Here is a 13,861-nt window from a genome sequence, read left to right as displayed (position 1 = left end):
GAGCGTCAGGCCGTCCCAATGACGCAGCGCATAACGCAAAGCCTTCGCCGTGTCGCTCTTCTGCGCAAGGTGATCAAGCTTTGCCTCAAACCATTGCTTCAAGGCTGCAGCCAGAGGCCGGGCATGCGCTTGTCGGCCCGCGCGGCGCTCGGCATCAGATCGGCCGCGTAGTGCTTTCTCTACCGCGTAAAGCTGGGCGATGCGCTCGAGAGCCTCGCGGGCAACCGGAGCCGGCGCCGGCGCAGCCTCGCGCTCGATCTTCACAAACTGGCGTCGTAGATGCGACCAGCAGAAGGCGAGCGTCCCAGACAGTGCGTCCGCACGCGTCTCTCGGGTCATGGTCTTGTAGGCCTCATAACCATCGCAATGGATGATGCCGCAATAGCCCTCAAGCAGTCTCAAGCCATGAACGGCCCCACGGCCCGGTGCATAGGCGTAAACCACGCCAGGTGGGTCAGGTCCGGCCCAAGGCCTGTCATCGCGCGATAGCGCCCAGAAGTAGCCGGTTTTGGTCCTGCCGCGCCCCGGATCCAGTACCGGCGCCGGGGTCTCGTCGACACAGAGCTTCGAGGAGGCGAGCAACATCTCGCGCAGACGATACCACAGGGGTTTCAGCTCCTGGGCGGCATAGCCGACCCAGAAGGCGAGCGTGGAGCGGTCGAGCGCGATACCATGGGTCGCCAGCATCTGCGCCTGGCGATAAAGCGGCAAATGCCAATGATACTTGGCATCGATCACATGCGCGACCAGCCGCTCGGTGGGCAGTCCCCCCTTGATCAATCGTTCGGGCGCGGCGTGCTGGAGGACGACGCCATGACAGGCGCGGCAGGCCAGCTTGGGCCGGCGGGTCACAATCACTCGGTATTGCGCCGGAACGACGTCGAGCCTTTGACTCTCATCGCGGCCAATCTCAACGAGATCGCCCTTGCAGCACGGGCAACAGGTGTCAGCCGGCAGCAAGGTTTCGACGATGCGCGGCAAATGCTCCGGCAGCTTGCCACGATTGGCCCTGCGCTTGGCAGTTCTCTTCTCGCAGGTTCTGGGATTAGCGCGATCCTCGGCTGCTTCGAGAGCCGCGACGGCCTCTTCGATGTCCTCCAAAACAAGCTGAAGCTGATCAGCGTCCAACTTTTCCGACGATCGACCGAACTGCGCATCTTTCGCAAGCTTGAGCAACCGCTCGAGCTTGGCGCAGCGATCCAGCAGAGCCGCGGCAAAGACACGCAGCGCGGCTGGATCGCTCGGCAACTCGTCAGGCAAATCACTCATTGGCCCGAGTCTGCCATGCTTCGCTCCCCGATGCAGCGAAGATTTTATATCTTCACGCAAGCGATTTCGGCTGCGGGATTCGAGGCGCGTGCATGCGCGTCCAATCCATGCCGGCCAGAAGCGCGGACAACTGCGCGGCATTCATCCGCATCACGCCGGCCACGATGGGAGGCCATTTGAAGCCGCGGCCATCGAGCCGCTTCCAGTACATCACAAGGCCGGTGCCATCCCAGACGACAATCTTCACCCGATCGGCGCGCTTTGCACGGAAGACCACCGCCACCCCCTTCATCGGGTCATGGCCCAGCGTCTCCTTCGCCAAGAGCGCCAAGCCATCCGCACCCTTCCGGAAGTCCACAGGTTGGGTCGCAACGTAAATCGTGAGGCTCGCGAACAGCGTCAGCATGAACGTGTCCGTCGGAGTGCCATGAACACATCGCTCAACACAGAAAGGCCAGGCGTTCCGCGCACCTCCACTCGTGCCCCCTGGAACTCGACCGTAACAACTGCTGCTTCCCGCGATCCCGAGGGCTCCGCGGCCGCTGGTGGCGCCGATTCCGACACCAAAGGCACGAACGATAATGTATCCGCCGGAGCCGGCAGCACCAATTGACCTAAACGCGCTCGGCGCCGCCAGTCATGAACCTGCTGTGGCCGGCAGCCATGACGGCGCGCGATATCCGTTACAACTGCGCCTGGCTCAAGGCTTTCCTCGACAATCCGTGCCTTCAAATCATCCGGCCACTGCTTTCGACCTGCACCAGCATACACTTCGATACGCGACGACAACGGTCGTCTTATGTCGTCAGAATGGTCGTCCATTGTGAGCACCCTTGCCGAACATGACTCTTCTAACGGTGCTCTCAAGTCTGCGCACAAACAATCTGAAGGGCCTCGGCGCCACGCTTACGCTGAGATGCTCGGTAAAGACGATGAATGGCTACTCGAGGTCGCCGAAGAAATGGACACCGAGGATGGCTAGCTATGGGTCGTCGGCGTCGGCGAAGTCGGGGTGATGGCGTTCAGATGACGGGATCGAGAACCACAAAGAGCTGATCGCAATCCGCAAGGACAATCCCAGCATCATCGAAAAACGCCGCCAAGCGCTCGCTGCGATGATGAAGCCGCTGACCGAAGAGTCCGACGAGATCTAACCGCTAACCGGATATATCAATAGATCAGCGCAGTTGCGGCCTATAGCGCATGGTTACGGTGAAACTGACACCAGTGGCAAGATATCCGATGGGGTGACAGGCTTCTCCGAACCTACCTGTTCGAGGCCGCAACCGTCTTCTCTATCATGAAGCTCGCGAAGCGCGTCGGCATGAAAAAGGCAAAGGTCGCCATTGCCCGCAAGATCGCTATAATCCTCCACTGCATCTGGGTCGACGGCACGTCGTTCGACCGGAGCCACGCACCGGCCTAACTTTCCAAGATCCTGGCCCGGTCCGCCGGGCTGGCGATGTCCCGCTGGACGGTGGTCGGTGGTGACCTCGGTCAATCGGCTGTCGGCGGCTCAGCTGCACTCCGCTGCCCCCGATCCGGACATCATCATGAGGCGCACGCGACCTCGAAAAGGACCGACCCCAGCTACGGACAACAGTTGCATTGAAACCAGGTGACAGCTATCGGCCTACTATTATGAGCTGGCTATAGAATCTACCAGCCGCGCTCGCCCCGCGTGTGCAATCTCGACCCGCTCCGACGGGCCGAGCGCTACCGTCTTGCCGAATGGTTTCAAAAAGAGAATTGACATCAATCCGCAATTAAGGGGCCGATTTACAGCCAATGCTGCCGAGTGTCGAGGAGCTAACGATCTTTCTGGACGTCATCCCGAGCCTGAAGAACCGCCACTGCAGCAAAGTACGAGCACCGTCTAATGCTTTAGTAGGACCATATGCTGGCACATCTGCTTGGCAAAGCGAGACAGGCGCAAGCCAGCTTCTTCGATCTCCGCGTCAGCAGCACCGAGACTGATACGCAGATGACCAGTTGTGCTGTCGCCAAATCCATCCGCGGGTAGGATAGCGACGCCCTCTTCGAGGACGAGGCGCTTGGCAAAGTCATAGGCCGACAGACCGGTGGCGCGCACATCGAGCAGAACGAACATGCCACCTTCTGGGCGGTGGCAGGAAAGGACCGGAGCCGTTTCGATACAATCGCAAAGCCAGTCGCGGCGGCGACGGTAAGCGGCTCGCAGCTCGGGGAGGCCATTCGGAAACTGTTCCAGCGCAGCGACACCCGCCTCCTGCAAAAAGGTGGGAATGCCGTAGGTAGCGCAGAGCGCCACTCGCTCGGCATGATGCACCAATTCCCGCGGACCGATCATCCAACCGAGCCGCCAACCGGCCATCGCGTAGGATTTGGAAAGGCTGCTGATGGTGATCGTGCGCTCCGCCATGCCGGGCAGGACAGCAGGTGAGACATGACTGCCCTCATAAACAAGTTCACCATAAACCTCATCGGAAACCAGCCAGAGATCATGGCGACGGCACACAGCGGCTATGGCCGAAAGTTCGTCGCTGGTATAGACCGCTCCGGTCGGATTATTAGGTGTAGCTAGAAATATCGCGCGAGTCCGCGAACCGATAGCGGCTTCGAATTCATTGATCAGCGGATGGAAGCGATTTTCCGCCGGCGAGCGGATGCTGATGATCTCGCCGCCGGCTGCGGCAATCGTACCCGGATAAGTGGTATACATTGGCTCCGGCACTAGCACTTGGTCTCCTGGCTCCACAAGACAGAGCGCGGCAGTGAGCAGTGCGTTCTGCGCGCCGATCGTTGTAATGACCTGGTCGGCATCGATTGCCTGGCCAGTGTTGCGGGTATGTCGCCGCGCAATCGCCTCGCGGATTGCACGACCACCCGCACTGGGGCTGTAGTGGGTCCGTCCGGCTGCGAGCTCGTCCCTTACAGCGGCGATCGCCGGTCCCGGGCTGCGGAAATCGGTGTTGCCGACGGTCAACAGGATGATACGTTCGCCGCGCTCGCGTTTCTCGACGGCGATGTGATGTATGTCCCATGCCCTCGACGTCCTACCGGCTATCCTGTCGACTCGGGATGAGTAACGCATGTCGAAATTCCTATTATTGAGTGTGGAACTATTGGCCCGGCAAGCCACGAGGCAAATTTTGGCGGTCGGCGGAATACCAGACGGATGGCATCACGCGGTGCGGCGCGCCATCACGGCGACATGGACCTTTTTGCTGTTTGAGAATGCGGGTGACGTCGAGGTCGCGCCACCTCTTTGGGCGATGGCACAGCTCCCACCATATTGTTTCATCGCTTTGCCTGTGCGGAATTTCGATCATCAGCCACCCACGCGTTATGTGTCAGGTGAGATCCAGGCCGCCTGCAACTCCGCTGCACGCGAGCGCGCGCAGCTTCTGCCAAGCCGTCATCTCGATTTCAATGCCCTCTGCCGTACGCTCCTTTTCGGGCACCATCCGGTCTCGCCCGGGTAGAACACGCCCGGATGAGCCGTCCGAGGGTCAGCCGCTTTCAGGTATCGCGCGAACTCGGCGACATTTTCCTTGAATTTACAAAGGGAGTAGAATGCCGACCTGTTAAATACAGCCACTAAGCAGCCGAAGTTCTCCCGCCCGATCGGCTCGACTTTGAATTCGAGGCCAGTCAGCAGTCCGCATAATATACCCGCGATCGCTGTGAGGCGGCTGTCCTTGTAACCCTCCGTGCCGGCAAACGGCAGTAGCACACCGCCGTTGCGGCGGTCGATTGCGGATGTGTCGCGGCATCGATCAGCCATTGGGAATAGCCTCGCCACGCGCGATCGCCAGCTCCAAACTTTCCAGCAGCAACTGCCAGGTCGCCGGATCGAGCAGAAATAACGTGTTGAGATTAGGTGGCACTGCAATGAAGATCGGATTGGTGCCAAGCCGCGCGTCGCCGCCGCCGAACGGCGCGATATATTTACGTAAGCGACCGGAATTCGCGGCGGCAAGACCTACCATACCGGCGCTTGCTGGCATCACTGAACATGCAGTGAGGCGGCCGACATGGCTTTGGTTAACCACTGTGCAGGCCGCGACATTACTTTCCTTGGCATTGGCGCGGACTCCGAAACCCCAGCGGCCGCCGGTGACAGCTGTGGTGGACCATTCTTGCACGATCGTCCACTCGCACCCGGGACAATATTCCCTGCCTTTATGCTATGGAGATAGCTCAAAATTGCGATGACTCCACGAGAACGTACAAATGTGCGTGAGACGATCTGGGTGAAGAAGAAGCGCCCCGTTTCATTCGGCTTCCAGCCGAAGGTTCTCGATTGAAGTGATCAACACTTCCAATTAAGGCAGTTTCCCGACCCTGGGTCGGCGCAGCACGCGATGCAAACTGCATGCCGCCCGCATGGCTTGTGAACACTAGCTCTTGAACAAGACTAGCTCTCAGAGACACGCATTTCCGTGGCGCAGGAGAGCTTTAGGCATCTCGGCTCATCAGAGCAGGTGGCCGGCCGGTTTTGGTGGGTTTGTAACAACGACGTCCTTAAGTCCACAATGGCATGAGGATCTGGGCCAAGCCTGGCGAGTAATTGTCTATTGCAACATTAGTCTGCGCTTCAGACTCTTGAACTCTATTGTTGGCTGTAAGGAACTGTGCAAACGGGATGACCGACACGCACGACCTCCGATGGCGCGCCCTGTTCTTTTTCGAAGTCGGCCCTTGTGTTCGTCGGAGGCATTCTCCATCGGGATTGATGCATCCTGTTCATCGTGGATTGTGAAGAATGGGTATTCGCAGACGGTCGGTCCGGTCGATTTCGCCGCCAGATCGTTCGCAGAAACCTGTAGTTCCGGTCCACATTAGTCGCTCGCCGATGTCTGGGGCGAGAAGCACTCATTTTGAAATACCCATCACTGAATCACCTACTAGAGTAGATAGTGTTCAAGGCTTGAATAAGCTCTATCTCTGCAGCCGCAGTGCAACTCATCACGATCGGCCATGTACGAGATAAGAAGGTACACTGAAGGTAAATCTTGTAGATCGCGCGGTCATCTAGTGTGCTCTTGCAATAGACCAAAGACGCGCTTGGCCGTTCATAGACTCAAATTCGACTGGAACGTTTCAATGATGACACCCACAAATTCAGCTCATGAGCTACTGAGAGATCGCGTCGCACACCATTTACGAAACACCGAAGAGCTGGAAAGGGTGTACGAGACCATCACGATTGGACAGTTGGTCTCAAGCCGCGCAAAGACCCACGGGCCGAGGATTGCAATCGATTTCTTCGAGCGCGGCGAGCGTGCTACCTACGCCGAGATAGACCGGGCATCTAACAAGTATGCACATGCGCTGCGTTCATTCGGCGTACAAAAAGCCGACCGAATCGGGGTGATGCTGCCAAATCGGATCGAATTCCCGATCCTGTGGTTCGCGATTGCCAAGCTCGGTGCGGTGATGGTCCCGATAGATATGAGGTATACCTCAAGGGAAATTGAGTACGTTCTCCATGATACACAGGCCGAGTTCGCCATCGTAGACGAGTCCGTATGGTCCGCATTCTTGGCCATAGAGCCTTGGCCGCAACACCTTAAAAAGGATCGAGCAATTCTCGTTGGGCGGCCAGACGGGGCTGCTACCACGCTAGATGAATTGCTCAATGGGGCAGACGACTCTGTAGTGGAGGAGGATGTCCGGCCCGACGACCTGTTGAACATTGAATACACCTCGGGAACAACGGGCTTTCCGAAGGGCTGCATGTTGACCCACGACTACTGGGGCGTGAGCTCGTACCAGGCTACGTGCGCAGACGCAGAGCCGTATCAGAGGTATCTGTCCACGCAAACTTTCACCTATGGCGATACAAAACAGTATTTTCTAAAGTCGTATCGACAGGGCGGTACACTATATCTCGCTTCGTCATGCGACCAGACACGCCTCCTAGATTGGATCAAGCAGCACCACATCGAGTGGTGTGTGTTTTCTGAGCGCGTCGCGCGTCAAGTCGAGGCCGCAAACGAAGATGGGACAACAACCCTGAAGCAGACGCTCAATTGGGGTTGGAATCCTGATACCGTACGCAAGTTCCGGAAGCGATTTCGGGTGCGAACACAGGATGCTTATGGGATGACGGAAATCTGGTTGGGCACACAGATGCCGAAGGAATTTGACGAGATGGCTGATTCCGGCTCAGTTGGTATCCGTGCTCCGTTCCGCAGCCTGAAACTGATGCGTGTTGATGGCACACCCGCCCAGATCGGCGAAATCGGGGAGCTGTGGGTAAGTGGTCGTGGGATATTTAAGGGCTATTGGAATCGGCAAGAAGCGAATGCCGCCTCGTTCGAAAGCGGTTGGTTCAAAACGGGGGACCTGCTACGTCGTGATGAGTTAGGGTTTTATTGGTTGGTTGGACGCACGAAGGACATGATCCGACGCGCGGGCGGCGACAACATCGCTGCGCGCGAAGTGGAGGCTGTCATTCGCGAGATTCCTGAGATCGAGGATGTCGCAGCTGTACCCGTTCACGATTCCAAATGCGGCGAGGAGGTCAAGATTTGGGTCGAGCTGAAAGCGGGTCTCAGATCAGGCGATCTGCCGGTGGAACGCATTCTCGAGCATGCTCGCACTCGCCTTGCCGCCTTCAAGATACCTCGGTACATCACCTTTACTCCGGCGCTTCCTAGAACCACTTCCAGCAATAAGGTGCTAAAACGCGAGCTGATGGCCATCAGCGATCCACTTGCCGGCACCTACGACTGTGAGGAGAAGCGCTGGCGCTGAAGTCGGCTGGCAACGGAGTTTTCGCCCGGGGTTTCAGGTTCGTTCGAGACAGACGTGAACATCTATCCTGAATGGATTTAGAGCCCTAATAGGGGTCTGCGCCTTGAGCGAACTGGCGTGCCATCGCTCGGCCTGCAACGAATGCACGCATCCGACGAGGGCCCGTTGTAAGGTCGCTTTGGACGGAGAGCGGATTGCGCTGAGGCAGCGCGAGAAATGCTCTGAAGGCGCCTTCCAAACAAGGAGTTCAGTTCGTTAATGCGCTTGGCGGAATGCCGGCAGGCGGGCTGATGTTGCCAGCACGTCAGCCAGCCAAGCCTGGATCGATGTCGCTCAGCTCGGCTGTGGCGATGAGGGTGTAGATCGCGGCGGCACGCTGCCTCATCCGAGCCGGCGAGTGTCCAATTTCTTTCTGGCCACCCGGACGGCCCGTAGCTCGCGTCCGGCGGCGTTGTTCGACATTCACAGGGTAGTTCATCGCCTTGGTCGTATCGTCCCTTCTGGATAGCTGGCGCTCTGTTCTAAGACCGTATGTCCGCCTCTGCCGGTGAGGTGGCTCGCCTACACTGCGCGTCCGAGGGTTGCTCGGGCGAACCGAGCCGATCCTCATCACAGGAGGACGAGCCGTGGCAGATTATAAGGAAGCAGTCGTCGGAATCGATGTGGCCAAGCTGAGAAACGCGGTCGCGATTGCGGACGCAGGCCGGGAGGGAGAGGTTCGTTTCTTCGGTGAGGTCGATGCTTCAGCGAGCAACATGCGCCGCGTCATAGGGCGGATCGCGAGCCGGTTTGGCTGTGCACATTTCTGTTACGAAGGTGGCCCGACCGGGTATGGTCTTTATCGCCCGATCCGGTCACTCGGCCACCAATGTACGGTGGTGGCGCCATCGCTGATTCCAAGGAAGCCGGGCGATCGTGTGAAGACGAACCGCCGGGACGCCGTTTTCTCTCGCGCGGCTAATACGCGCCGGCGAGTTGACGGCCGTGTGGGTTCCCGATGAAGGTCACGAAGCGATGCGCACCTCGTTCGCGTCCGATCGGCAGCGGTTGAGACGCTGCGGATCCACCGGCAGCAGGTCAGCGCCTTCATGCTCAAGCATGGCCGCACCTATCCCCGCAAGAAGGGCTGGACGATGCGCTATTTGCGTTGGCTCCAGGAACAGCAGTTCGATCACCCCGCACATCAGATCGCGCTACAAGAAATGGTCGAAGCAGTTCGCGTCGCCAGGGATCGGGTCGATCGGCTCGAGCGCACGATCGAAGAGTTCGTCTCGGCCTGGTCTCTGGAGCCGCTCGTGCGGGCGCTTCAAACGTTGCGAGGCGTCGATCTGATCGTCGCGGTGACGTTCGCGACCGAGGTTGGTGACGTGAGCCGTTTTGAGAGCCCACGGCAACTTATGGGTTATCTCGGCCTGGTGCCAAGCGAACGATCTACGGGAGAGTCCGTCAGGCCTGGCGGCATCACGAAGGCCGGCAACGGCCGTGTTCGCCACATGTTGGTCGAGAGCGCCTGGACATATCGACACTCGCCGAAGATCGGCAACACAAAGCTATACCGGCTCGAGCAGGCATCGCCAGCAGTGCGAGAGATTGCTTGGAAGGCGCAGAGCCGCTTGACGGCCCCCTACCGGAAGCTGGCTGCGGGCGGCAAGCGAACGACGGTGGTCTGCACCGCTATCGCCCGTGAACTGGTCGGCTTCATGTGGGCGGTTGCCAGGCTAGTGCAGACAGCCTGATTGGACGCCCTCCTCATCATCGTGCATGGGCGGAGGCGGGACCATGGCAGAGGGAATGCCCGTCAGACGCTTTGTGGCCGGCAACAACGCCGACGCCCGCAGTAAGATAGGAGCTGACCTCGGACGCACAATCGGGAATGCGGTAGCCAATCCGCGCATCAGAGCTTGATCACTGACGTCCTTCGGTTCCGCCTCCACCCCTGCACGACCATCTCTATGAACAGTTCCGCTGGCCGAAGATCGAAGACACGTGATGCGTTTGTCGGCGGCGCGGGCGTGTCCATGAGGCACGGGAAACAAGCCATTGTCTGCCGGGCTAGTGAAGGCGAATGGAATGGGGAGCGGCGACAGATTGGCCCGGGCATCGGCCAGCCAATGGATGCACGCGATGCGTTGGCAATTTGGTTAGTGCCAATCTCGATAACTGTTTGAGCGACGCGAGCCACGCTGCCTTCGTCGAACCGCTCGACATGGCCGCCGAGCGTCCGCGGTCCGACACACGTCGATGGCCGCCATAGAAAGGCGTTGGCGGCCGAGAGACGAAAGTCCTGGGCGGCACGGAAGAGAGGAGAAAGCGCCGTGGCAGCAATAACTGTCGCCGACTCATGCAGGGATGCATATACATGCCGCAATCCTTATCGGGGGGCGCCGGTATGGAGAGCTGGCCCAGTGGACTGAACGCGCGGGCAAGTAGATTGGTCGCAACTTGAGCGGAGCGCGGTCGACCTAGGTAAGGATTTCCAACCAAGGCTTTCGATTCGGCTTTCCAGCGAGATGGATCGCAAACGACCTATGCCTCCCACCAGCTTGCGCTCTCTCCGATCGGGCGTATTCACCGACTGAGGCACTCACGGCGCGAATACTTCGGGCAGCGCCAGCACGAAATGTTTTTTATCGCCCTGGATACTGCTGATCTTAGTAGGTTCCCTCACGCATCGGGAGCAATACAAGAGCTGCTAGCGGCCAGACAGGCGATGAAGGCGGGCGAAAACAGGAAGATCTACCATGAAAAACTCAGTCAATCCGTTAGAGGTGTCACGCTTCCTTCAGCGGCATGAGCAAGCTGCTTTTCGGAAAGGCATTAAGCTTTCAATTGGATTCGACTTCCATGAATATGTAGCTATCACTGAGGCAACTCCGACAAAAGGAAAGACCTCTCCGGTTTTTCGACCCGATCGCTCACCGATTAAGCCAGGCGAAGGATATTGGGTCGTCGGCTTCGACAAGAACAATGAGGTAGCCCTTGTGACGGCTGCGCGACTATATAATCTCTACGAGGGCAACCTTGCAGAACACCTTCAATCTCTCAGGTTCTTCTACGCAGACCCGACCAAACATGCACATCCACAGGACTCTTGTATCTGCAAGGCACCAAGCGCCGGAGAGATCACCGGGAAAGTTGCCTACCACGGTGACTTTTGGGTGCGAAAAGATTTCAGGGGGCAGGGTATGGCAGCGGTCACAACAGGGATATTACTCGGTGCATCTCTCGCGATGTGGACGCCTGATTTTACGTGTGCACTTGCGGCAAGGTGGACAGTCGATCGGCGGGTGTATGATTGTCCGCACTGCGAACCGGGTGGGTCGATACTGCGGCTAGTGGGCGAGGGTATTGAAGATGACGATTGGCTTTTCTGGAGAACCGGCGAGGAGATGATAGAGCAAATCGATCGTCATAACAGAAGCGCGTGAGCCATGCCTTCATTGTTGTTGTGGTCAAGACGGGAGGGCTGTCGATCGTTTCTCGCGTCATGAGCACCCTCGCGTCTACTTAATTTAGTGCCACTCGATCTGTCCCTTCTGGCTGATGCACAGCCCGCTCATGCCGAGTCCAATGTCGGATACGTACAGGTGTGGCCGCCGCGCTAAGCGTGATGACATCGAAGCGACAAAACGTCAGCTGATCTGATGTCCAGGAGCAAGCTACGGGATCATGCTGCTGCGATTCCGGCTGATGCAGTGGGAATGGAGGTCACTGAAGCTGCGCGCATGCTCGTCCAGCCTCCTAGGTAAGACACGATAGGCGCACTCAGTTAAGTGGATTGTCGCCGGTAAGGTGCGCGCACAAAGCCGCTCACGGCGGAGAAATCGCAGCGGGTGGCCTCACATCCGCTAATCTTGGGAGTTGAACCATGAGTTTGAAGTTCATTAGCTTCGCTGGAGCGCCTCGCGAGCGCGGAAGGCAACATGGGGAGATAATGCGGTCGGAAATCGCAGAAAATGCGGAATTCTATCTAAAGCGGTTTTGTGCATACGGCACCGATCAGAAGACCGTCCAATCCGAAGCGGAGTCTTGGCTTTCCTTTCTGGAGAAGCTATCGCCGGAGTACGTTGACGAACTGCGGGGCGTCGCCGAAGCGGCCAATCGGCCTGTGGAAACACTCACGATGCTCAACATTCGGCACGAAATTTGGCTTCGTCTGATGGCTCGGCGAGCTGTTGATTTGTCAAACTTGGTTCTCGATGGCTGCACTTCTGCTGGATTGATGCCTGACGCGACTGCGCAGGGCACGGCAATGCTCGCGCAAACAATCGATGGGCAGGCGGCTATTTGTGGCACTTTGTTTGTCGGAAAGATGCCGAGAGGCAAGACGGTATCTTGGCTCGGAATTTTCGAAGCTGGCTGCGTGGGTCCTACCGCCGGTCTAAATGAAGTAGGTATTGGTTTGGTCTGCAATAGCATGCTCACGGCCATTGATGGCAGGGGCCGGATGACCGCACCGTTTAAGCTGAGATCCCGCTCCATTCTCGAAGCACGAACATTCGATCGTGCCATAAGCGTCATTATCAACACGGACCGTAGCATCTCTATGAATTATCTGATCGGTCACGCCGAGGGTGAAGTGATCAGCATTGAAACCTCTCCTAACGCCAAACGGTATCTTTATCCCAAGCGTGGAATAATCACTCACGCAAATCACTTCGAGCCTGGAGGAGTTATCGCTTCAGAATGGGAGCGCTTTGTACCCGATAGCCCATTTCGATCCCGCAGGTTCGCCCGCCACCTCCGCTCAAAGCTCGGGGCCATCGATGTCGATCACATTTTGGCAGGTCTAAAAGACCACTTTTCCTATCCGGCATCGATTTGCTGTCATCCTGCTGAGGGTTCTTGGCCAAATAGTACTCTAGCGGCAGTCATTTTGGATCTGCAGCGGCTTACGCTGTTTGCCACCGACGGGCCGCCGTGCGGCGCGCCGCTACAGCGGTTTGAGTTTACGACTTAACCAAGAAGCTTTTCGACTAGCCCTCGTCTGGCATGTGGCCGGGAGGGAAGGGGCGCATACCGTGCTTGACACAAATTCCCGAGAGCACGCAATGCCCTTGCGGCTCTTTCTGCGGACTCGAGTGGGACCGCAACTGACAATACCAGTCGGTTGCGGCTCGATCCGGCTCAGGAGCGCGGTGGCGGTCACCGCCACGTTGGCTGCAGTATCCTCCTTCGGCCGTCGACGCTCATCAATGCTTGCTTAAGGTGTGAAGCGGCTACGATCGCTCTCGACGAGAGGATTGCAGAGCGGAGCGTTGGTGCGGAATCCTCGCATTCTGAGCCCGACTAACGAAAAATTCGAAGTCATGACCGGCAGGGTCTCGCAGCTGGTCAGCGTTTGTGCATAGTCTGGATCACGATGTTCAGACGCATTTGCCTGGCGGGCATTCCGGCTGGCTCGATGTCGATTCGATGAGAGACGTAGAAGACAATGCCGCCTAAATTCGCGATCCGGCGTGCATTTGCCAGTGATCGCCAACGCAATCCCAAGTAAGCTAAATTTCGCCGGCGTCGGACTGGAAGTGATGTTCTGCGCCAAATCCTTAAAATTAACCGAATGTATGCGCGCCCCGGCCGGTACTTCGCGGATGTGGTGCTTCATGAGATGCCCAGCTGACCGCCGATTCGAGCGCCGCTTGCGAACGATTGATCGAGCGGGTCGTCGTAGGCACAGCTTTCGCGCAATTTTGAAGGCGAGTGTACTGGCTATGCGGGCAAAGGGCTTTTGTCATTCAGGACCGGACGCGTTCAAACGGAACGCGCGAGCGAGGCTCCGCTTCGGTATCCAGCCGGGAATGCCCCGCTGGCCGAGCCGCTCGCCAGTATTTCTGCGTCCTTCGTCGCT

Annotated in this window: 10 protein-coding genes and 2 pseudogenes; 6 read left to right on the top strand and 6 right to left on the bottom strand. The window is 58.0% G+C overall.

Going from position 1 to position 13,861, the window contains the following annotated elements; all coding sequences use genetic code 11:
- The 3 genes from tnpC to tnpA all read right to left on the bottom strand — a co-directional run.
- Nucleotides 1–1,269: IS66 family transposase (tnpC, locus tag ABIB73_RS36200; protein WP_354232100.1), on the bottom strand; the 1,269-nt coding region annotated here is incomplete at its 3' end.
- Between the two features lie 52 nt (nucleotides 1,270–1,321).
- Nucleotides 1,322–1,675, bottom strand: coding sequence for an IS66 family insertion sequence element accessory protein TnpB (gene tnpB / locus ABIB73_RS36195; protein ID WP_354232087.1), 354 nt, complete (start codon nucleotides 1,673–1,675; stop codon nucleotides 1,322–1,324).
- Nucleotides 1,669–2,091, bottom strand: coding sequence for an IS66-like element accessory protein TnpA (gene tnpA, locus ABIB73_RS36190; RefSeq protein WP_354232085.1), 423 nt, complete (start codon nucleotides 2,089–2,091; stop codon nucleotides 1,669–1,671). Before tnpA ends, tnpB begins: the two co-directional genes overlap by 7 nt.
- A 365-nt stretch (nucleotides 2,092–2,456) precedes the next feature.
- On the opposite strand from tnpA, the pseudogene ABIB73_RS36185 reads away from it, so the two are divergent.
- Nucleotides 2,457–2,695 (top strand): annotated as a pseudogene (locus ABIB73_RS36185) (IS110 family RNA-guided transposase); the annotation flags it as partial.
- A gap of 450 nt (nucleotides 2,696–3,145) precedes the next feature.
- Here the strand turns inward: ABIB73_RS36185 and ABIB73_RS36180 are convergent.
- Nucleotides 3,146–4,342: a pyridoxal phosphate-dependent aminotransferase gene (locus tag ABIB73_RS36180; RefSeq protein ID WP_354232083.1), complete on the bottom strand. Its 1,197-nt coding sequence runs from the start codon at nucleotides 4,340–4,342 to the stop codon at nucleotides 3,146–3,148.
- Here ABIB73_RS36180 and ABIB73_RS36175 point away from each other — a divergent pair.
- Complete coding sequence (locus tag ABIB73_RS36175) at nucleotides 4,341–4,733, top strand: hypothetical protein (protein ID WP_354232102.1); 393 nt, start codon at nucleotides 4,341–4,343, stop codon at nucleotides 4,731–4,733. The genes ABIB73_RS36180 and ABIB73_RS36175 overlap by 2 nt on opposite strands.
- On the opposite strand, the gene ABIB73_RS36170 is transcribed toward ABIB73_RS36175, so the two are convergent.
- Nucleotides 4,667–5,035, bottom strand: coding sequence for an Ldh family oxidoreductase (locus ABIB73_RS36170; RefSeq protein ID WP_354232081.1), 369 nt, complete (start codon nucleotides 5,033–5,035; stop codon nucleotides 4,667–4,669). The genes ABIB73_RS36175 and ABIB73_RS36170 overlap by 67 nt on opposite strands.
- Entirely contained in the window at nucleotides 5,028–5,396 is a 369-nt protein-coding gene (locus ABIB73_RS36165; protein WP_354232079.1) for an Ldh family oxidoreductase, read from the bottom strand. Before ABIB73_RS36165 ends, ABIB73_RS36170 begins: the two co-directional genes overlap by 8 nt.
- A gap of 961 nt (nucleotides 5,397–6,357) precedes the next feature.
- Here ABIB73_RS36165 and ABIB73_RS36160 point away from each other — a divergent pair.
- The 4 genes and pseudogenes from ABIB73_RS36160 to ABIB73_RS36145 all read left to right on the top strand — a co-directional run bounded on the left by ABIB73_RS36160 (nucleotide 6,358) and on the right by ABIB73_RS36145 (nucleotide 12,973).
- Entirely contained in the window at nucleotides 6,358–8,013 is a 1,656-nt protein-coding gene (locus ABIB73_RS36160) for a class I adenylate-forming enzyme family protein (RefSeq protein WP_354232077.1), read from the top strand.
- A gap of 626 nt (nucleotides 8,014–8,639) precedes the next feature.
- Nucleotides 8,640–9,749: pseudogene (locus ABIB73_RS36155) on the top strand (IS110 family RNA-guided transposase).
- 1,005 nt (nucleotides 9,750–10,754) lie between these two features.
- A complete protein-coding gene (locus ABIB73_RS36150) occupies nucleotides 10,755–11,441 on the top strand; it encodes a hypothetical protein (protein ID WP_354232075.1) in 687 nt (228 codons plus the stop codon).
- Between the two features lie 440 nt (nucleotides 11,442–11,881).
- Nucleotides 11,882–12,973 (top strand): C45 family autoproteolytic acyltransferase/hydrolase, encoded by a 1,092-nt coding sequence (locus tag ABIB73_RS36145; RefSeq protein ID WP_354232073.1) that lies wholly within the window; start codon nucleotides 11,882–11,884, stop codon nucleotides 12,971–12,973.
- Nucleotides 12,974–13,861: the final 888 nt, after the last annotated feature.

This window comes from Bradyrhizobium sp. F1.4.3, assembly GCF_040548375.1.
Taxonomy (GTDB): domain Bacteria; phylum Pseudomonadota; class Alphaproteobacteria; order Rhizobiales; family Xanthobacteraceae; genus Bradyrhizobium.
Note: the sequence above shows the minus strand (reverse complement) of the source record. Positions and strands in the feature narration are given on the sequence as shown.